The following is a 17,997-nucleotide window of genomic DNA, read 5'->3' as shown; positions in this document are numbered from 1 at the left end:
GTGGCTTACAGTAAGCGCTCTACGTTACCATCTGCTTTGACCTGCGCAACAATCGCAAAGAGGTGAAAACTAAGATTCTTGCCGCTTGGCTCGACGTTCTATGTCTATGAAATTTTGCATCGCTTGAATCATCTGAAGTGCGAACCCTCTGTGATAGAAAAGTTCCTTGTGCTCATGTGAATATCGGAATTGCTCAAAACCGCTACTTATCACGTCAATCTGCGACTTGTAGGTGTCCAGGGTCTCGCCATAAGAACCTTGTGTGTGGAGTTCGAATAGTTCGAGTTGGGTGCTTTCCGGCAATTTTTCAAATAGGACACGGATATTATGCCCCCTTTTGGATTCACCGAGCACTTCAAATACGGCCTTCAGGTAAAGCTCCACTGAAAACGCAAGGCAAACAAAGTCCACCCCCATGACATGCCGTTCGAACTCACTGCAAATGCTATCAACTTTACTACCGGGATATACTGCATAGTCGGCAAGTGCCCGCCGCCGTTGCTTCTCTTGAGTTTCTCGCTCATGTTCATCGAGAACGTAGTAGGCATTCAAAAACCGCTTTGCGTTTGATTCGATACCCATTGCAGATCCGTATCTCTTTTTTCAAATGCGCCCGCTAGCGGCCAATTCCACTGAAAAATCGCCCAACTTGTCCCCCATATGTCCCCCAGAAATCAGCCCAGAGGGCGCCGGACAAACCAACATTCATGTAAGTGATTGATTTTAGTGGTAGCGGAGGAGGGACTTGAACCCCCGACACGCGGATTATGATTCCGCTGCTCTAACCAACTGAGCTACTCCGCCACGAGTGAGAGGCGATTTAAGCGAGGGGCCGGGGAGGGTCAAGAGGGAAAAGCGTGCCTGCCGAGATTCTTTATTGCGTTATTCAATGCGCGTCCTGCTCTGCCAGCCGGGTGCGGGAATTCTCGGCGATCTGGCGGATGAAACGCGCGCAGACTTCGGGTTCTGTGATGAGTATCATGTGACCCCGGTGTTCCATGACCTCAAAGATCAGGCCGAATTTCGTCATTGTAGCACCGTGTAGCTCGGCGGACAGGATCGGGTCCTCTGTGCCGAACAGGATGCCTCCGGGCACGCGCAGATCGTTATAGCGTGAAGTCAGGGCACCCATGCTGGCCTCTACCCCAACAACATCCTGTGAGGCGGTGATAAAGGCCGAGGGGCGAAGACCAAGGGCACCCCCAGCACGGTTCAGGAAGTCTGAGGGCGCGGACTCGGGTGCGAAGACGTCTTTCAGCACGAGGGGCGCGGTTTTTCGGGCCATCGGGACGGCGATTGTATTGCCAATAAGGTTGCGCAGCCACTCGGTACGGATTTCAAGTGGTTTAAAAACGGCGGGCGGTTCCGGCATTTGTTGCGTCAAGGGGGCCAGAAGCGCCAATGCCGCCGTGTTGTCGGGATAATCCAGTGCCATCGCAAGAGACACGGCGCCACCTAGAGAATGACCGACCAGTGTGGCTTGATCGACGTTCTTTATTTCCAGAAACTCGTGGATCATGCGGGCTTGTTCGGGCAATTCCGCCAACTGGGCAGCATCGCGCGTGGAATAGCCACAGCCCGGACGGTCAACCGCGAGAACGTGATAATCCTGAGCAAGATCATCCACCAATGCATACGTAAAATGCTGCAATTGGCCTGATAGGCCATGGATCATGACAATTGTCGGGTTGGAAGGGTCGCCTTTTTCGACATAGTGAATGCTGCCACCGTGAACGGGCACGATCCGCCCCAGTTGCGGCACCATTTCGCTGCCCTGCCGCGTTAGGCGACGAGTCCAGATGTGCATCCCCAGCAAAAGGGACATCAGCAACAAGACAATCGTTAGCAAAATCGACATCACGGATCTCCGGTAGGTTTGCTCAGGCGATGGTATTGCCCGGGGCCCGATTGCACCATGCGTTTTCTGAACGGCTGAATTGGCAGGCAGATAACCGCAACCTAATTAATGGTGTGTAAATTGGTATGACTTGGTCAGAAAAGCTCCCAGCACCCGGTATGTGCGCCGCACTGATAATATGGTTGAACAGACCGCTCAGCGTTCAACCACTTCCGCTCAACACATCAGCTGACGGTCGTGGCAGCAAATCAAGCAGCCCGAACACGCTATCGCGACAAGCAGGGCCAGCCCAATCAACAGGATAAAAAGCCAAAGGTAAGTCCGGCTGGCGTAGCACGACGCGCCGCCACCGATGCACCAGTAGAGTGCGCAGTGTTGCGCTCTGCAAGGGTGTAGGCGCCCAGCCTTCGGGACGGGACTTCGCGGCGCGTTCGACCGCGCCCAGAAGAGCCTTGCAAGAGGCGCGCAATTCGGGTGGACACAACCGATCCTGCACCCATTTGGGGGCTGCGTGCGGAGAGATGTCCAAGGCCAGCAAACCGTCCGACTGATCTGGTACGGGACCCGCACCCATCGCTACGTTGCGCCCAATAGGGATATAGTCATCGCTGAGCATCACGTCTTCAAGCACTTGTGTGCCCGATCCATCCTCGGCGATTAGAAGATGCCAATTTTCAATGGGCGAAGGACCGCGCGCATATATGCGCGGCGTGACGGCGGCGGATTGCGTCCGGCCGAATTCCGAGAGGACATGGCGCGAGACGCGTCCAATCCGGTCACTTTCAATCCAGCCGTCCTTGCGCAGCCGGTGCAGAGCGACGCGGATCGCTTCGGGTTTGATGCCCATCGGCTCAATGATCCGGGTCAGAACACCGCCCGAGATCTGCGCGCCGGGCTCTTGTGCCATGTCACCAAACAGCGAGACGATAATCGACCAGACCCGCTGGTCTTGCGGGTCCGCCAGTTCGGCCACAGCCGTTTCGAACCACGAGCTCTTTTCGGTCATGGACCCAGTTTAACCCATTAGGCCCAATAAGAAAAACAGGTAGTACAGCGGCTCAGCGGGCGTTCATGGTCAAAAGCTCGTATTCTGCGACCGGCTCATTATCCTGATTGGTCAGGGAAACGTGCCAGCGGACCTCGCCATAATCTTCATTGCGTGGGGTTTTCTGCTTTACCGTCAGGCGCACCTTGATGCTGTCGCCAGCAACAACGGGCTTCATGAACCGCAGCCCGTCCAGCCCGGTATTGGCCAGCACCGGCCCCTCGTTCGGCTCGACAAACAGGCCCGCCGCAAAGCTGAGCAACAAATAACCATGCGCCACACGACCGGGGAAGAACGGGTTCCGCGCCGCCGCGTCCTCGTCCATATGCGCATAAAAGGTATCGCCGGTGAAATTGGCGAAGTGTTCGATATCCTCCAGCGTGATGGTTCGCGAGGCTGTGTGCAGCGTCTCGCCGACCTGCAACTCACCAAATTTACGGGTGAACGGATGTGCCGGACCTTGGATTTCGGGCGCTCCTGGTACCCATTTGGTGCTGATACCACTAAGCATGCGCGGGGAGCCCTGAATGGCCGTGCGCTGCATATAGTGTTTCACTCCGCGTACGCCGCCCATTTCCTCACCACCGCCCGCACGGCCCGGCCCACCATGCACCATATGGGGCAGCGGAGATCCGTGGCCGGTCGATTCAGCCATCGAGTCGCGGTCGTTGATGTAAATCCGCCCGTTATAGGCTGCGGTCCCCATCACTACGTTGTGCGCGACGTTTGTGTCGTGAGTGATCAGCGACGTGACCAGAGATCCCTGCCCGCGATTGGCAAGTGCCACCGCATGATCCAGATCGCGGTAGCCCATGAGGGTCGAAACTGGGCCGAAGGCCTCGGTATCGTGCACGCGCTGCGCTTTGTCGGGGTCAGCACAGTAAAACAGCATCGGGGGAACGAATGCGCCGGTTTCAGGGCCGTGCAGGTCGAACGCGTCGGGGTTGCCATAAACCCGTTCAGCCTCTTGCCCGATCAGAGCTGCCTTTTCCAGAACGTCGGCTTTCTGCCCGTTCGACACCAGCGCGCCCATGTGAGTGGTGTCGGAACGGGGGTCGCCGATGGTGATATTTGCCAATCGGTCAGACAGCGCGGCAATTATGGCGTCGACCTGCAGCTGGGGCGCGATGATGCGTCGGATGGCAGTGCATTTCTGGCCCGCCTTTGTGGTCATCTCGCGCGAGACTTCCTTGACGAACAGGTCAAATTCGGGCGTGCCGGGCGTGGCATCGGGCCCGAGGATGGAAGCGTTCAAGCTGTCCTGCTCGGCCACAAACCGGACCGAGTTCTGCAAGATCGCAGGCGTCTGCCGCAGCTTCAACGCGGTGTTCGCCGAGCCTGTGAAGCTGACCACATCCTGACAATCCAAGTGATCGAGCATGTCGCCCAACCCGCCCGAGACCAGCTGTAGCGCACCGGCAGGCAGGATGCCGCTATCCAGCATGATCCGCACTGCCAGTTCGGTGACGTAGCAACTGTTGGTAGCCGGCTTGACGATTGCAGGCACGCCAGCCAGCAGCGTCGGGGCCAGCTTTTCCAGCATCCCCCAGACCGGGAAGTTGAAGGCGTTGATATGAACCGCGACCCCTTGCAGGGGCGTGCAGATATGCTGCCCCAAAAAGGTGCCATTGCGTGACAACTGCTCGATTTCGCCGTCCAGATAAACCTGCGCATCCGGCATCTCGCGCCGGCCTTTTGAGGCAAAGACAAACATCGTGCCGATGCCACCATCGATATCGATCAGGTGGTCCTTCTGCGTAGCTCCGGTTTCGAAACTCAGGCCGTAAAGGGCTTGTTTATGCGCCGAAAGCTCTTGCGCCAGCGCCTTGAGCATCCGAGCACGGTCGTGGAACGTTAACTTGCGCAGCGCGGGGCCACCGGTATTGCGCGCATAGTCAAGCATCGCCTGCACGTCGAGCGCGGCATTGCCAGCGCTGGCAAACGGTGCGCCGGTGATGGCGGATGCGATGGTGCGTGCGCCTTCTCCAGGCGCGACCCAAGTACCAGCGGCGAAGCTGGAAATCTGATGCAGGGACATGGTGTTCTCCTGTTTGATGCGGTGGGACTAGTGTCCCAAAGCGCCCATTTGCTGCGGCAGATACAGCACCACGATGGGCACCAGCACGATCAGCGCGAGGCGGAAGATATCGGCGATCCAGAACGGAGTGACGCCACGAAATATGGTGCCGGTCGAGACGTCACCCACCACGCCTTTCAGGATGAAGACGTTCAGGCCAACGGGTGGCGTGATCAGCGAGATTTCGGTGACAACCACGACGACGATGCCAAACCAGATTGGGTCATAGCCCAGAGACGTGACCAACGGGAAGAAGATCGGAACCGTCAGCAACAGCATCGAGAGGGATTCGAAGACGCAACCCAGAATGATGTAGATACCAAGGATCATCAGGATCACGACAAACGGAGCCACATCATAGGCGGTCACCATCGCGATCAGGGCTTCGGGCAAACCGGCCAGATTGATGAAATTTGAGAATATCTGCGCACCAATCAACACCGCAAACAGGGCAGACGCGGTAAAGCAGGTCTCTTTCAGCACCTCGAATGTCGAGCCAACCGTGAGGCCCCCACGAAAGAGTGCAATCAGAAAGGCCCCAGCGGCCCCCATACCTGCGGCCTCGGTGGGTGAGAATGTCAGGTTTAGGGGCTCAAAATCGAAGGCTCCATAAAGCCCGCCAATCACTAGGAAGAACAACAACAGCACAGCCCAAACCGAACCCAGCGCGCGGATGCGTTCGGACCAGGTGGCGCGCTCGCCTGCGGGCCCGGCCTCGGGGTTGCGCCAGACGGTCCAGCGCACGGCGAAGAGGTAGAACAGAATGCCGAGGATGCCGGGGATGATGCCCGCCATGAACAGTTTCCCGATCGAGGTCTCGGTCAGCAACCCGTAGATGACCAGAATGACCGATGGTGGGATTAGAATGCCCAATGTACCACCGGCGGCAATCGAGGCGGTCGAGAGTTCGTCGGAATAGCCGTAACGCCGCATCTGCGGCATCGCGACCTTTGACATCGTGGCGGCGGTTGCCAGCGACGATCCGCAGATAGCCGAAAATCCGCCACAGGCCGCAACCGTTGCCATGGCAATACCACCGCGCATGTGGCCAAGAAAGGCGTTGGACACCGCATAAAGCTCGCGCGCCATGCCGCCCTTGTTCACGAACAGGCCCATCAGGATGAACAGCGGCACAACCGACAGACCATAGTCCTGCGCAGTGTCGGTGATCTGTCGGCCCACCATGGACATGGCAGCCTTCATCCCGCGCTCATCAAAGATCGAGCCGCCACGCTCATAGGCAAATCCCAATGTGCCCACCAGACCCATGGCAAAGACGATAGGAAGGCGCACCAGCACCAAGATCAATACAATCGCAAATCCGATTAGCGCTGCGGTCATTACATAGGCTCCGACAGTGTATTTGGGGCGAAGGCCTTTAGCAGCCCAGTGGCGATCATCACCAGTGCAGTGATGGCAACAGACAGGGTAATGAACCAGCCGATCAGGTAGGTGGGGATTGAAAGATATTCGGTTACATCCCCATAATCCCGCGCACGCTCGGCCAGGACCCAAACGCGTTGGACCGGCCAGAACAGCATGATGCCGCTGACCACATAGATCACAACGTCCCGCGCACGCGACAGATGCAGACGGTGGAAGAACCCGTCTGTCAGATCGACCGCGATATGGCCATTGGTGGTGGAGACGATCGGGAGGACAGAAAACACCAGAATTGCCATCAGAATGCGCGTCAGCTCGGTGGCGGCCTCAATGGGCGCATTGAAGACCGAACGCAGGATCACGTCGCAAAAGGTCATTACCATCAGGATAAACAGTGCAATGCAGGCCACGATCACTGGAAGGGCGCTGGCACGGCGCACAAGCTGAATAATAGGGGTCATGGGAAACTCGCGCAGGGTAAGTCAGGGCGGCGCAAGAGCCGCCCTTCAGTCGGATCAGTTCGAGGACATTTCCGATTTGATCATGTCATATGCGGCCTGTGCGTCGACTCCTGTTGCGTCAACCTCGGCGATGACCTTGCCGCGGATGTCTTCGGCGATGGCCGAGAACTTCTCCATATCCGCGTCAGTGGCAGCGTTGATGGCATTGCCCTCCGCCGCCTCGGTTGCCTCACGTCCAGTGGCGTCGATCTCATCCCAGATTTTGCCGATCTCACGGCTCAGCGGTTCACCGAATACGTTTTCTTCCAGCGCCGTCTGCAGCTCGGGTGGCAGATCTGCGAAGGTGTCTTCGTTCATGATGAATGCAAACGAACCACGATAGAGGCCACCGGGCATCTCATAGACGTTCTGCGCAACCTCGGTCAGCTTGAAACCCTTGCGCGATTCCAGTGGCATGACCACGCCGTCAGCGGCTTTCGATGCCAGTGTTTCATAGACTTTCGGAGCGGGCACCTGAATGCCGGTCGCGCCAAGCGCCGCACCAACGTCTCCGCCAACGCCACCCGGGATACGTACTTTTAGGCCCGAAACCTCATCCAGAGTGGTTACTGGCGCGCTGGAATGCAGCTGCGCGGGTCCATGCGTGTGCAAGGCGATGACTTTGACACCACGATGCTCGTCAGCAGCTTTCAAGTACTTGTCGTAGGCGCGCCAGTAAGCAACCGAAGCGTCCTCGGCCGAGCCTTCGTAACCAGGCAGTTCGATCAGCTTGGTGGTGACGAAGCGTCCCGGTTGATAGCCGTGAAAGATAATCGAGGCATCGGCCGCGCCATCCATAATCAGGTCCATCTGCGCAGGCGGTGGAGCGATACCTAGCTTAAGCTCTGCGGTGACCTGCCCGTCAGTGGCCTCCTCTACCATTTCGACGAATTTGGGCCACATCTTTGCGTTGATGCCGTGGGTGGGTGGGGCCCAGCTGGAAATTGTCAGGGTGTAGTCAGCCGCAAAAGCAATGGTGCCGGACACCGCCAAGGTTGCAGACGCCAACAATGTGGTGAGCTTGGTGAATTTCATGACCGGGTCTCCTCCTCAAAATCGCAAGTCGTGAATGTGTTAATGGTACGTTTTGTAACTATCAACGACGAGAAATGCTGTTCCGCCCGCTGGCCAAAGTGCATTTCCGATCGCCGAGTCACAAACGGCTATAGAATTTATTGACCAACCGTTCGGTTTATGCAAGAAGTTTGTTGTAACTTATGAAAAGCGAACCGGGCATGTCCGACACGATTATTTCGCAGAATATGGGTCAATGGGTTGAAATTACACTCAATCGCCCTGATCGCCTGAACAGTTTCACGGATGAGATGCACTATGCCCTGCGCGCTGCACTTGAGGCCGCGCGTGACGGTGGTGCCCGAGCGGTGCTGTTAACCGGCGCGGGGCGCGGGTTCTGCGCAGGGCAGGATTTGGGCGATCGAAACCCTGCCACGATGGAGGGTCCGCCGGATTTGGGCTATACGGTTCGCACGTTCTACGCACCTTTGGTCCGCCTGATCAGGTCTTTGGAATTACCTGTTGTCTGCGCCGTCAATGGCGTTGCCGCCGGGGCGGGTGCGAATCTAGCCCTGGCTTGTGATGTGGTACTTGCCGCTGACTCTGCCAAGTTTATCCAATCATTTTCCAAAGTGGGCCTGATACCTGATACCGGCGGCAGTTGGCATCTGCCACGTTTGCTGGGTGAAGCCCGAGCCAAAGGGCTGGCCCTAACTGGGCAACCCCTGCCAGCAAAGCAGGCTGCGGATTGGGGGCTGATCTGGAAAGCAATTCCAGACGCTGAACTATTGACCGAGGCGCGCGCACTAACGGAACAGTTCGCCAATGGTCCGACGCTGGGACTTGGCCTGACGAAACAGACGATACAGGCGGCTGCCACGAATACCCTGACCGATCATCTCGAGATTGAGGCGGACGCAATGAAAACCTGCGGCGAAAGCGTCGACTATGCCGAGGGCGTTACTGCGTTTCTGGAAAAGCGCGCGCCAGTATTTCGGGGAGAATGAGATGACGCCGAAGGAACGCGCACAGAAAGCCGCTGCTGCCATGTGGGGGCGGGACAATGCCTCGAAATGGGCAGGCATGGAACTGGTGGAGATGGATGAAGGCGCTGCGACGCTGGCGTTGCAGGTGGCTGACCATCACTGCAACGGGCACGGGATCTGCCATGGCGGCGTGACATTCATGTTGGCCGACAGCGCCTTTGCCTTTGCCTGCAATAGTCGCAACCAGTCCACAGTCGCCCAGCACAATGTGATCAGCTACGTCGCGCCCGCGCGATCCGGTGATCTGCTGACGGCCCGCGCAACGGAACTGAGCCTGACAGGGCGCAGCGGCATCTATGACGTATCCATAACCAACCAAGCCGGACAAAAGATCGCAGAATTTCGGGGCTTTTCCCGCGCGGTCAAAGGCCCGGTGTTTGACGAGACCTGAGATGAGGGGGATGGCATGAAGGATCTTACTCCGAACAAGGCGGATCTTGATCCGATCGAGATCGCCTCGATTGATGAAATCCGCAACCTACAGTTGGATCGGCTGAAATGGTCGCTGCGCCATGCTTATGACAACGTGCCTATGTACCGGCAGCGGTTTGATGAGGCCGGTGTGCATCCTGACGACCTTCAGTCCCTCAGTGATCTGGCACGGTTTCCGTTTACCTACAAAAACGATCTGAGGGAAAACTATCCCTTTGGTCTGTTTGCAGTCCCGCGTGAGCAGATCATTCGTGTTCATGCCTCGTCGGGAACCACGGGTAAGCCAACCGTCGTGGGGTATACGCAAGGCGACATAGACAACTGGGCGGATCTGGTGGCGCGGTCATTGCGTGCCAGCGGTTTGCGCCGGGGCGACATGGTGCACAACGCCTATGGCTATGGCCTGTTCACCGGCGGTCTGGGCGCGCATTATGGAATCGAACGTCTGGGGGCCACGGTCGTCCCGATGAGCGGTGGGCAGACCGGCAAGCAGGTCGACCTGATCACTGACTTCAAACCAGACGGGATTATGGTAACACCATCATATATGCTGAACATTCTTGAGCAGTATCACAAGATTGGACTCGATCCGCGCGAAAGTTCCTTGGCTGTCGGCGTCTTTGGCGCTGAACCTTGGACGGATTCGATGCGCTCCGAGGTTGAACAAGCATTCGATATGCATGCCGTCGATATCTACGGCCTGTCCGAGATCATGGGACCGGGCGTCGCCAATGAGTGCGTCGAAACCAAAGACGGGCCCGTGATCTGGGAAGACCACTTCTACCCCGAAATCATCGACCCGCAGACCGGCGAGGTCATGCCTGATGGTGAGATTGGTGAACTGGTGTTCACCACGCTGACCAAAGAAGGTCTTCCGATGATCCGCTATCGCACCCGTGACCTGACGCGGCTTTTGCCCGGTACGGCTCGGTCGATGCGTCGGATGGAAAAGATCACGGGCCGCTCGGATGACATGATCATTCTGCGGGGTGTCAACGTCTTCCCCAGTCAGATCGAGGAGCAGGTTCTAGCAACCGGCGGTCTGGCGCCCTACTACCAGATCGAACTTTACAAAGCTGGCCGGATGGACGCGATGCGCGTGCATGTCGAAGCAACGCCGGATGCAGCCGATGAGCTGAGCAAAACCGCCGCTGCTCGGATGCTATCTCGCCGGATTAAAGAGGTGGTTGGCATCTCGACCGAGATCGATATAGGCGAGCCGGGCGAGGTTGAACGCTCACAGGGCAAGGCCCGGCGTGTGATTGACAATCGGGACAGCTAAGCGACAGACGGAGGGTCAGGATTTGGCGCGCACGATAGCAAAAGACCACGACCATAAACGAACACGCATCCTGAAATGCGCCGCCCGCGTCTTCGCGCAGGAAGGATTTGATCGGGCGTCAATGTCTCAGCTGGCGCGGGAGTGCGGGATATCCAAGGCCAATATCTATCACTACTACGACAGCAAGGACGCCATTCTGTTTGATATTCTCGACAGTTACCTGCTGCAATTGCGTGACCAGGTTTGCGGCTTGGACCTTGACGGGATGGAACCCGCGGATCGCTTGAAACGGGTGGTGCGGGAAATCCTACTGGCCTATCAAGGCGTGGATGATGAGCATCGCGTGCAAACCAGCGGCATGTCCGCATTGCCCGAAGAGCAGCAGAATCTGCTGCGTGGCTATCAGCGGGATCTGGTGGTGTTCGTCAGCGACATCATCGCCAGCATCTCGCCTGCAACTTTCAAGGATGATGCGGCCAAGCTTCGGGCCACGACCATGTCCGTTTTCGGAATGTTGAACTGGTTCTACATGTGGAATGCCGGGGCGGATGCCAACGCGCGCAGCGATTACGCCACGTTGGTAAGCAATCTGACATTATCAGGTGTTGATGGCCTTTGAACCCTTGTTGGCACAGAGTTGATTTGGCTTTTCGGTCAGGATGAGGTTCAATAAGGGCGGAGGTTACCCATGCAACGCCCTGATCGTTTCGATAAATTCTATTTCGCCAAAGTAGGTCTGGGCGAAGCCTGTGGCTGCGCCGAGCGGGTGATTGACGTTTTTGAGTTCAATCGGAAATGTGGTGCTAAAGCCCAGCAGTCATTGAAGAAAGATCGGCGAAAGCGTCGCACGCTTCGCGGATTGGCCGTGAAGTATGGGTTGCTGAGCCGTAAACGCCAACTTTGAAAGCTAGGGTACTTTAAGTCCCAGCTTTTCGATCTGTTCGGTCGCTTTTACTGTCCACTGATCTTTCATCTCAATCCCGGTTAATTGCCGCAGCCCCAGCTTGCGGAGCGTTTCGGTTTTCTCGGCTGTGCCTGCCCCAAAACTTGCCGCGACCCGGGGCCACCAATAGTCGACCGACGCTTGCATTTCTGCAGCCTTTCCCTGTTCGATCAGCTTGCCCGCACCCTCAAGCGCAAGCTCCCCATGGCGCGCCTCGATCGGGGAAATCTCGCGGAAGGCCTCGGCCAGAGGCTGATAGGATATCTGCGAAAACTGAGCCAGTTGGACGTCAACCGCCAGGCTCATCAGCAGGTTCATAACCACGGCATCTTCCCATCCTTCGATCGGATAGTTGAATACAGCAAGGCGCATGTCGTGTTCGGACCGCGTAGCCCCGATATCCGCATCACGATCCAGACGTGTGGTCCAGGGATGGTGATTTGCATAGCGGTCAGTGTTGGCTCCGAACTCGCCCATGATTTTCAGGACACGATCTGCGTTGTCGGTCTTTTCCAGCACAATCTTGGCCGCCGCGATGCGTTCCTTGATGCCCGGGCCCAGATTTATGATGTCGGCAAAGCCCGCTGCGCCGGCCAGTTCGCTGTCCACGAAGGTCGCCATCAGTTTCATGAGCTCTGCACGATAGCGCGGAGGCACGTTGGTTGGATTACTCAGGACACCACCCGCTGCCAAATAGCTCTCGATTGTCATGTCTTCAGCCATCATTCCCTCCGTCTACTGATCGTAGTCTACGACTACAGTGTCGGTCAGCGGATAGGCCTGACAGCTCAGGACGTATCCTTTCTCGACTTCGTAGTCTTCCAATGCGTGATTGGCGACCATCTCGACCTCGCCTTCAAGCACTCGGCAGCGGCAGGTTGAACAGACCCCGGCCTTACAGGCGTAAGGCGCGTCCATCGCATTCTCCAACGCGGCATCGAGAATCGATTGATCCTTCGGCATGGTGATCGTTTGCGTTGCCCCGTCCATGGTGATTGATGTTTTGGTCTGGTTGTCCTGAGATGCCGTGTCCGCCCCGCTCACTTTGCGCTTGACCCGACCGGGTTGAGCGCTGGCGAAGAGTTCAAACTTGACCTGCCCGTCGTTCAGCCCATGCGCCCGCAGGGCTGAGGCAATGCCCAGCATCATCGGCTCGGGGCCGCAGATAAAAGCCGTGTCGACGTTCTGAATATCGATCCAGTGTTCAAAAAGTTCGGCACATTTGTCTTGCGTGACCAGACCTGTAAAAAGCTCGATTTCCTGCGCGTCTGTTTCCAGAATATGGATCACGTTCAGACGCCCCATATAGAGATTCTTGAGGTCCTCAAGCTCCTCTCGGAACATGATCGTGTTCACGCCCTTGTTGGCATAAACCAATGTGAACCGCGAATGTGGTTCTCGGGCGAGCGTCGTCTTCAGGATCGAGAGAACCGGCGTGATGCCCGACCCACCCGCAAAGCCCAGATAATGTTTTTCGGCGGAGGGATCGATTGCGGTGTAAAAGCTGCCCATCGGCGGCATCGCCTGCACCGTATCGCCCACCTTTAGATCGGAGTTGGCCCAGGTCGAGAATGCGCCGCCATCCACACGCTTGATCCCCACCTGCAGAATGCCCTCATCCTTGCCCGCGCAGATCGAATAGGACCGGCGCAGTTCTTCCCCGTCGAAATCGCGGCGGAAGGTCAGGTACTGGCCTTGGGTAAAGTCGAATTCATCGGCTGAACCGTTTACAGGTTTCAACGTCACGACCACCGCATCGCGGATGGTTTTGTGAACATCGGTAACTTCCAGATCATGAAAGCGTGCCATCCGGTGATCCTCCCTCAGATGCACTTGAAATAGTCAAAAGGTTCCAGGCAGTCGGTGCAGCGCCAATGGGCCTTGCAAGGGGTCGAGCCAAACTGGCTGACCTTTTCAACCGCCTTGCTACCGCAATGTGGGCAGCGTTCAGGTCCACCTGCAGGCTGCGGCGGGGCGATGCCGTAATCCTCGAGCCGAGCACGGCCCTTGTCGCTGAGCCAATCGGTGGTCCAAGCCGGTGCGATACTTGTCTCGATCCGCAGATCGTCGATTCCATGATCACGCAGCGCAGTTTCGATATCCATGCTGATGACCGAGGTCGCCGGGCAGCCTGAATAGGTCGGCGTGACGGTAACCGTCAGAGTGTTTTCATCCCATCGCACATCGCGTACAATGCCCAGATCGACGACCGAGATCACCGGAATCTCAGGGTCTGGTACAGCGTCCAGCCATTCCCAAACCTGATCCGTTGAAGCCCGCATTGATCCTTACCACTTCGCGCCGGGATAGGCGCGCTGCAGCCACTGCATCTGTGTCAGAAGATGGCCCAGATGCTCGGTATGCATGCGACCGTCGCGCCCGCCCTTATGGGCAAAGCGGCTTTCGGGAATGGTTAGTGTCGCCTCGGACAGCACACGCTCGATCAGAGCGTCATATTCTGCGCGCAGATCTGCCGGGTTCGGGGCAATCCTCGCCGCAACCATTTCTGCATCAACATCGTCACTGGCAAACATCTCGCCGACATATGGCCAGAGATAGTCCAGCGCCTCTTGCATGCGGGCATGACTTTCCTCGGTCCCGTCGCCGAGGCCCACAACCGTGTCGCCCGAGCGTTCGAGGTGGTAGGTAACCTCTTTGCTGGCCTTGGCGGCAATCGCCGCGACCCGGTCGTCAGAGGATGTCATCAGACGCCCCAGCATGATCGAATGCCAAGCATCAAACAGGAACTGACGCATCAGCGTGCGGCCGAAGTCGCCGTTCGGCACTTCGACCAGCAGCACATTGCGGAAATCCCAGGCGTCGCGCAGAAAGGCCAGATCATCGGCGGATTTGCCGCCGTCGATCTCACCCGCAAGACCCAGCCACATCTGAGTCTGACCGATCAGGTCCAGCGCGGTATTGGCCAGCGCGATGTCTTCCTCCAGCACAGGCGCATGGCCGCACCATTCGCTGACGCGATGGCCGAGGATCAGGGTATTGTCCCCCATCCGAAGCAGAAACTGCAGCAAAGCGTCATTGGAAACCGGAACACTCATTACATCGCCCCCACTTCTTCGGGAATATCGAAGAAGGTTGGATGGCGGTACACTTTGCTTTCGCTGGGCTCGTACAGCGGACCTTTGTCGCTGGGCGATGAGGCCGAGATGTTGTTGGCCTCAACCACCCAGATCGAAACGCCTTCGTTGCGGCGCGTGTAGACATCGCGCGCGTTCTTGATCGCCATTTCCGCGTCCGGGGCGTGTAACGACCCAACATGGCGGTGGCTCATGCCATGTTGTCCGCGGATGAAGATTTCCCACAGGGGCCATTCGTTGTTCATTTGGTATCCTCCTCAGGGCAGTCTTATTCTGCAGCCAGATTTGCGGCGCGTTTCTTGCGGGCATGAGCCAGCAGCCCGTCGCGAACCCATTTACCGTCGTCCCACGCCTTGTTACGCGCGGCCAGCCGGTCGACATTGCAAGGGCCGTTGCCCTTGATCACATCGAAAAACTCGGACCAGTCCGGGTCGGTGTAATCATAATGGCCCCGTTCTTCGTTCCATTTCAGGTCCGGGTCAGGGATACTCAGACCCAGATATTCGGCCTGAGGCACGGTCTGATCCACGAATTTCTGGCGCAGCTCGTCATTGGTGTTGATCTTGATCTTCCACGCCATGGATTGCGCCGAATGCACGCTTTCCTTGTCCGACGGCCCGAACATCATCAGCGACGGGTACCACAGTCGATTTATTGCATCCTGCGCCATCTTACGCTGCTCTGGCGTACCCTCTGCCATCTTGCGGATCGCATCATAGCCCTGGCGCTGGTGAAAGCTCTCTTCTTTGCAGATGCGGATCATTGCGCGCGAGTATGGTCCGAAGGACGTCCGCTGCAGCGGAACCTGGTTCATGATCGCGGCACCATCGACCAACCATCCGACCGCGCCGATATCAGCCCAGTTCAGGGTCGGATAGTTAAAGATCGACGAGTATTTCATGCGCCCGTCCAGCAGCATCTCGGTGATCTCATCCCGGCTGACACCCAGCGTTTCTGCCGCGCAATAGAGATACAGCCCATGCCCGGCCTCATCCTGCACCTTGGCCAGCAGGATCGCCTTGCGCTCCAGCGTTGGCGCTCGGGTGATCCAGTTTCCTTCGGGCAGCTGGCCTACGATTTCAGAATGTGCGTGCTGGCCAATTTGACGGATCAGTGTCGCGCGATAGTCGTCGGGCATCCAATCCTTGGGCTCGATCTTGATATCGGCGTCGATCTTGTCCTGAAACGCGCGTTCCTGCTCGGTCATCTCCTCGCGGGATTTCACGCCGGATCCGGCTGTTTTGATCATCTGAGCGTACATGTGAGGTCTCCTCCCTTACACACGTTCAAGAATAAGTGCGGCACCCTGCCCAACCCCGACACACATGGTACAGAGCGCGTAGCGGCCTCCGGTGCGGCGCAGTTGATAGGCAGCAGTCATCACTAGCCGCGCACCGCTCATTCCAAGCGGGTGGCCAATGGCGATTGCCCCGCCATTTGGGTTCACATGCGGCGCATCATCGGGCACCCCGAGTTCGCGCAGCGTGGCTAGGCCCTGCGAGGCAAACGCCTCGTTTAATTCTATCACATCCATCTGATCGATGCTGAGCCCAGCCCGTGCAAGCACCTTACGGCTGGCTGGAACCGGGCCGATGCCCATCACGCGCGGCTCCACCCCAGCAACGGACATGCCAACCATACGGGCAATCGGGGTCAGATCGTTCTTTGCCGCAGCAGATTCATTCGCCATCAGGATCGCTGCCGCGCCGTCGTTAACACCCGAGGCGTTTCCAGCGGTCACAGTCTTGTCCACCCCATTGATGCCCTTTAGGCCAGACAGTTTCTCTGCTGTAGTCCCCGGTCGCGGATGCTCGTCCGTGTCGACCACCACCGGGTCACCTTTGCGCTGTGGGATTGTGACCGGGGTGATCTCCTCCTGAAACACCCCGGTCTGGTGCGCCGCGGCCCAGCGGGCCTGGCTGCGTTCGGCAAACGCGTCCTGATCGGAGCGACTGATACCATAAGCTTCCGCTACGTTATCCGCTGTTTCGGGCATCGAGTCGATACCAAATTCCTTTTTCATTTTCGGGTTCACAAAGCGCCAGCCGATCGTGGTGTCGTAAACGGCATTGGCACGAGTAAAGGCGGATGTTGCCTTGGGCATCACAAATGGCGCACGCGACATGCTTTCGACCCCACCCGCGATCGCCATGTCATAATCCCCAGCCTTGATGGCGCGCGCAGCCATGCCCACCGCATCCATGCCAGACGCGCAGAGCCGATTGATTGTCGTTCCCGGTACATCCACCGGCAGCCCTGCCAGCAACGCCGCCATCCGCGCCACATTGCGGTTGCTTTCACCGGCTTGGTTCGCATCGCCATAAATCACGTCGTCCAGACTGGACCAATCCACCTGTGGGTTACGCGCGACAAGCGAAGCGATTGGCAGGGCGGCAAGATCATCTGTGCGCACCTGGCTTAGTCCACCACCATATCGTCCGATCGGGGTGCGCTGGGCGTCGCAGATAAAGGCGTCCATAGGTCGATTACTCCGAATTTGAATTCACATCATTAAGTGACCGATAGGTCGGTTAATAAGCCTCTCATCGATTCGCAGCAAGCTTTATGTTACTTCAACTACGTTTTCTTGATTTTTCCGTAACGCATTGACTCGCTGCGAGTAACTTGGTCGTGTGAAGTGTAGTCTCTGCCGGCTTACCACCTGCGCCAATACCGTCTCAGACCTTTGATAAGGGTTCCTTCAACACAAAATTTGACAAATCGAAAGCGTACTTAGACCGCTTCGAATAGGCAGTTTGAAAGGTTGCCATTCTCAGATTGGAGTTCCAGTAAACGTCAGTATCTGCAGCAGACATCGCACCGGATTGGCTGGTTTTGACCTATAGCGTTTAATGAATGACACTTAACCGCTTTCGTCCCAACAGCTGCCTCCAGTCATCGCCAATCATCAAGTTAACTTTGAAAAGAAGCGTTGAATGATCTATACACAAAAGCCGAGGTGATGACGATCATCCGCTGCCTTCTGTTGGAGACCCAGTAGGTCCCCGAAGAACGGAAGTATGCGATTAAACTTGTTGGGGAACTTGCGGATTTGCTTACTTTGGGGGCGTCCCAGAATGAACAAAACCGCCCTAGGGCGGCGCGTAAACATCTGACGTTGCACGGTATTTTGTTTTCAGCATTAGGAATTGAACCTACGGCCTTCATGTTATGAGCCTGACGAGGTTTGATCGTTAATCGAACAGTCCGGTGGACTGTTTGTAGTCTGCACGGGCTGCTCTGGGATTTTCTAAAGTTGGTTGCGGGAGCAGGATTTGAACCTGCGACCTTCAGGTTATGAGCCTGACGAGCTACCGGGCTG

The 17,997-nt window shown here is 57.2% G+C and carries 19 protein-coding genes and 1 tRNA gene; 5 read left to right on the top strand and 15 right to left on the bottom strand.

The window, feature by feature from the left end; translation table 11 throughout:
- Positions 1-69: 69 nt before the first annotated feature.
- The 8 genes from ACR0EN_RS20330 to ACR0EN_RS20295 form a co-directional block, all read right to left on the bottom strand.
- Positions 70-582, bottom strand: coding sequence for a HEPN domain-containing protein (locus ACR0EN_RS20330; protein WP_480588462.1), 513 nt, complete (start codon positions 580-582; stop codon positions 70-72).
- 145 nt (positions 583-727) lie between these two features.
- A tRNA-Met gene (locus ACR0EN_RS20325) sits at positions 728-804 on the bottom strand.
- A gap of 82 nt (positions 805-886) precedes the next feature.
- Entirely contained in the window at positions 887-1,858 is a 972-nt protein-coding gene (locus ACR0EN_RS20320) for an alpha/beta fold hydrolase (RefSeq protein ID WP_170818137.1), read from the bottom strand.
- A 202-nt stretch (positions 1,859-2,060) separates the two neighbouring features.
- On the bottom strand, positions 2,061-2,864 hold the full coding sequence (locus ACR0EN_RS20315; RefSeq protein ID WP_170424488.1) for a PaaX family transcriptional regulator C-terminal domain-containing protein: 804 nt from the start codon (positions 2,862-2,864) through the stop codon (positions 2,061-2,063).
- 52 nt (positions 2,865-2,916) lie between these two features.
- On the bottom strand, positions 2,917-4,941 hold the full coding sequence (gene paaZ / locus ACR0EN_RS20310) for a phenylacetic acid degradation bifunctional protein PaaZ (protein WP_480588459.1): 2,025 nt from the start codon (positions 4,939-4,941) through the stop codon (positions 2,917-2,919).
- A 27-nt stretch (positions 4,942-4,968) separates the two neighbouring features.
- Complete coding sequence (locus ACR0EN_RS20305) at positions 4,969-6,321, bottom strand: TRAP transporter large permease (RefSeq protein WP_170397698.1); 1,353 nt, start codon at positions 6,319-6,321, stop codon at positions 4,969-4,971.
- On the bottom strand, positions 6,321-6,824 hold the full coding sequence (locus ACR0EN_RS20300; RefSeq protein ID WP_170397701.1) for a TRAP transporter small permease: 504 nt from the start codon (positions 6,822-6,824) through the stop codon (positions 6,321-6,323). Before ACR0EN_RS20300 ends, ACR0EN_RS20305 begins: the two co-directional genes overlap by 1 nt.
- 54 nt (positions 6,825-6,878) lie before the next feature.
- On the bottom strand, positions 6,879-7,898 hold the full coding sequence (locus ACR0EN_RS20295) for a TRAP transporter substrate-binding protein (protein ID WP_170397704.1): 1,020 nt from the start codon (positions 7,896-7,898) through the stop codon (positions 6,879-6,881).
- A 200-nt stretch (positions 7,899-8,098) separates the two neighbouring features.
- Between ACR0EN_RS20295 and paaG the strand changes: the two genes are divergently transcribed.
- The 5 genes from paaG (at position 8,099) to ACR0EN_RS20270 (ending at position 11,541) form a co-directional block, all read left to right on the top strand.
- Positions 8,099-8,884, top strand: a complete 786-nt coding sequence (gene paaG, locus ACR0EN_RS20290) for a 2-(1,2-epoxy-1,2-dihydrophenyl)acetyl-CoA isomerase PaaG (protein ID WP_170511238.1) — start codon at positions 8,099-8,101, stop codon at positions 8,882-8,884.
- A 1-nt stretch (position 8,885) separates the two neighbouring features.
- A complete protein-coding gene (gene paaI / locus ACR0EN_RS20285; protein ID WP_170397710.1) occupies positions 8,886-9,314 on the top strand; it encodes a hydroxyphenylacetyl-CoA thioesterase PaaI in 429 nt (142 codons plus the stop codon).
- Positions 9,315-9,329: 15 nt separating this feature from the next.
- On the top strand, positions 9,330-10,637 hold the full coding sequence (paaK, locus tag ACR0EN_RS20280; protein ID WP_170397713.1) for a phenylacetate--CoA ligase PaaK: 1,308 nt from the start codon (positions 9,330-9,332) through the stop codon (positions 10,635-10,637).
- A 22-nt stretch (positions 10,638-10,659) separates the two neighbouring features.
- Positions 10,660-11,256, top strand: coding sequence for a TetR/AcrR family transcriptional regulator (locus ACR0EN_RS20275; RefSeq protein ID WP_480588457.1), 597 nt, complete (start codon positions 10,660-10,662; stop codon positions 11,254-11,256).
- 69 nt (positions 11,257-11,325) lie between these two features.
- Positions 11,326-11,541 (top strand): hypothetical protein, encoded by a 216-nt coding sequence (locus tag ACR0EN_RS20270; RefSeq protein ID WP_170596871.1) that lies wholly within the window; start codon positions 11,326-11,328, stop codon positions 11,539-11,541.
- Positions 11,542-11,544: 3 nt separating this feature from the next.
- Here the strand turns inward: ACR0EN_RS20270 and ACR0EN_RS20265 are convergent, their stop codons facing one another.
- From ACR0EN_RS20265 to pcaF, 7 genes are read right to left on the bottom strand one after another with little or no spacing between them, the layout of a single operon-like run.
- Entirely contained in the window at positions 11,545-12,303 is a 759-nt protein-coding gene (locus tag ACR0EN_RS20265) for a Phenylacetic acid catabolic protein (RefSeq protein ID WP_480563130.1), read from the bottom strand.
- Between the two features lie 12 nt (positions 12,304-12,315).
- On the bottom strand, positions 12,316-13,389 hold the full coding sequence (locus ACR0EN_RS20260) for a 2Fe-2S iron-sulfur cluster-binding protein (RefSeq protein WP_480588454.1): 1,074 nt from the start codon (positions 13,387-13,389) through the stop codon (positions 12,316-12,318).
- Between the two features lie 14 nt (positions 13,390-13,403).
- On the bottom strand, positions 13,404-13,862 hold the full coding sequence (paaD, locus tag ACR0EN_RS20255; RefSeq protein WP_170397728.1) for a 1,2-phenylacetyl-CoA epoxidase subunit PaaD: 459 nt from the start codon (positions 13,860-13,862) through the stop codon (positions 13,404-13,406).
- Positions 13,863-13,868: 6 nt separating this feature from the next.
- On the bottom strand, positions 13,869-14,636 hold the full coding sequence (gene paaC / locus ACR0EN_RS20250; protein WP_170397730.1) for a 1,2-phenylacetyl-CoA epoxidase subunit PaaC: 768 nt from the start codon (positions 14,634-14,636) through the stop codon (positions 13,869-13,871).
- Entirely contained in the window at positions 14,636-14,920 is a 285-nt protein-coding gene (gene paaB / locus ACR0EN_RS20245; protein ID WP_170404692.1) for a 1,2-phenylacetyl-CoA epoxidase subunit PaaB, read from the bottom strand. The genes paaC and paaB overlap by 1 nt, the downstream gene beginning before the upstream one ends.
- 23 nt (positions 14,921-14,943) lie before the next feature.
- Positions 14,944-15,936 carry a 1,2-phenylacetyl-CoA epoxidase subunit PaaA gene (gene paaA, locus ACR0EN_RS20240; protein WP_170397736.1) on the bottom strand — a complete coding sequence of 331 codons (993 nt, stop codon included), beginning with the start codon at positions 15,934-15,936 and terminating at the stop codon, positions 14,944-14,946.
- Positions 15,937-15,951: 15 nt separating this feature from the next.
- Positions 15,952-17,154, bottom strand: coding sequence for a 3-oxoadipyl-CoA thiolase (gene pcaF, locus ACR0EN_RS20235; protein ID WP_480588452.1), 1,203 nt, complete (start codon positions 17,152-17,154; stop codon positions 15,952-15,954).
- Positions 17,155-17,997: the final 843 nt, after the last annotated feature.

It is taken from the genome of Ruegeria sp. AB7 (genome assembly GCF_056542625.1).
This window is presented reverse-complemented; position numbering and strand designations above follow the sequence as displayed.

Coding starts and splice junctions, on each gene's coding strand:
- paaB (WP_170404692.1), bottom strand. CDS start 14,920: ATGAACAACGAATGGCCCCTGTGGGAAATCTTCATCCGCGGACAACAT.
- ACR0EN_RS20320 (WP_170818137.1), bottom strand. CDS start 1,858: ATGTCGATTTTGCTAACGATTGTCTTGTTGCTGATGTCCCTTTTGCTG.
- paaA (WP_170397736.1), bottom strand. CDS start 15,936: ATGTACGCTCAGATGATCAAAACAGCCGGATCCGGCGTGAAATCCCGC.
- paaK (WP_170397713.1), top strand. CDS start 9,330: ATGAAGGATCTTACTCCGAACAAGGCGGATCTTGATCCGATCGAGATC.
- ACR0EN_RS20265 (WP_480563130.1), bottom strand. CDS start 12,303: ATGGCTGAAGACATGACAATCGAGAGCTATTTGGCAGCGGGTGGTGTC.
- ACR0EN_RS20305 (WP_170397698.1), bottom strand. CDS start 6,321: ATGACCGCAGCGCTAATCGGATTTGCGATTGTATTGATCTTGGTGCTG.
- paaG (WP_170511238.1), top strand. CDS start 8,099: ATGTCCGACACGATTATTTCGCAGAATATGGGTCAATGGGTTGAAATT.
- ACR0EN_RS20330 (WP_480588462.1), bottom strand. CDS start 582: ATGGGTATCGAATCAAACGCAAAGCGGTTTTTGAATGCCTACTACGTT.
- pcaF (WP_480588452.1), bottom strand. CDS start 17,154: ATGGACGCCTTTATCTGCGACGCCCAGCGCACCCCGATCGGACGATAT.
- paaC (WP_170397730.1), bottom strand. CDS start 14,636: ATGAGTGTTCCGGTTTCCAATGACGCTTTGCTGCAGTTTCTGCTTCGG.
- ACR0EN_RS20315 (WP_170424488.1), bottom strand. CDS start 2,864: ATGACCGAAAAGAGCTCGTGGTTCGAAACGGCTGTGGCCGAACTGGCG.
- paaI (WP_170397710.1), top strand. CDS start 8,886: ATGACGCCGAAGGAACGCGCACAGAAAGCCGCTGCTGCCATGTGGGGG.
- ACR0EN_RS20295 (WP_170397704.1), bottom strand. CDS start 7,898: ATGAAATTCACCAAGCTCACCACATTGTTGGCGTCTGCAACCTTGGCG.
- ACR0EN_RS20260 (WP_480588454.1), bottom strand. CDS start 13,389: ATGGCACGCTTTCATGATCTGGAAGTTACCGATGTTCACAAAACCATC.
- ACR0EN_RS20270 (WP_170596871.1), top strand. CDS start 11,326: ATGCAACGCCCTGATCGTTTCGATAAATTCTATTTCGCCAAAGTAGGT.
- paaZ (WP_480588459.1), bottom strand. CDS start 4,941: ATGTCCCTGCATCAGATTTCCAGCTTCGCCGCTGGTACTTGGGTCGCG.
- paaD (WP_170397728.1), bottom strand. CDS start 13,862: ATGCGGGCTTCAACGGATCAGGTTTGGGAATGGCTGGACGCTGTACCA.
- ACR0EN_RS20300 (WP_170397701.1), bottom strand. CDS start 6,824: ATGACCCCTATTATTCAGCTTGTGCGCCGTGCCAGCGCCCTTCCAGTG.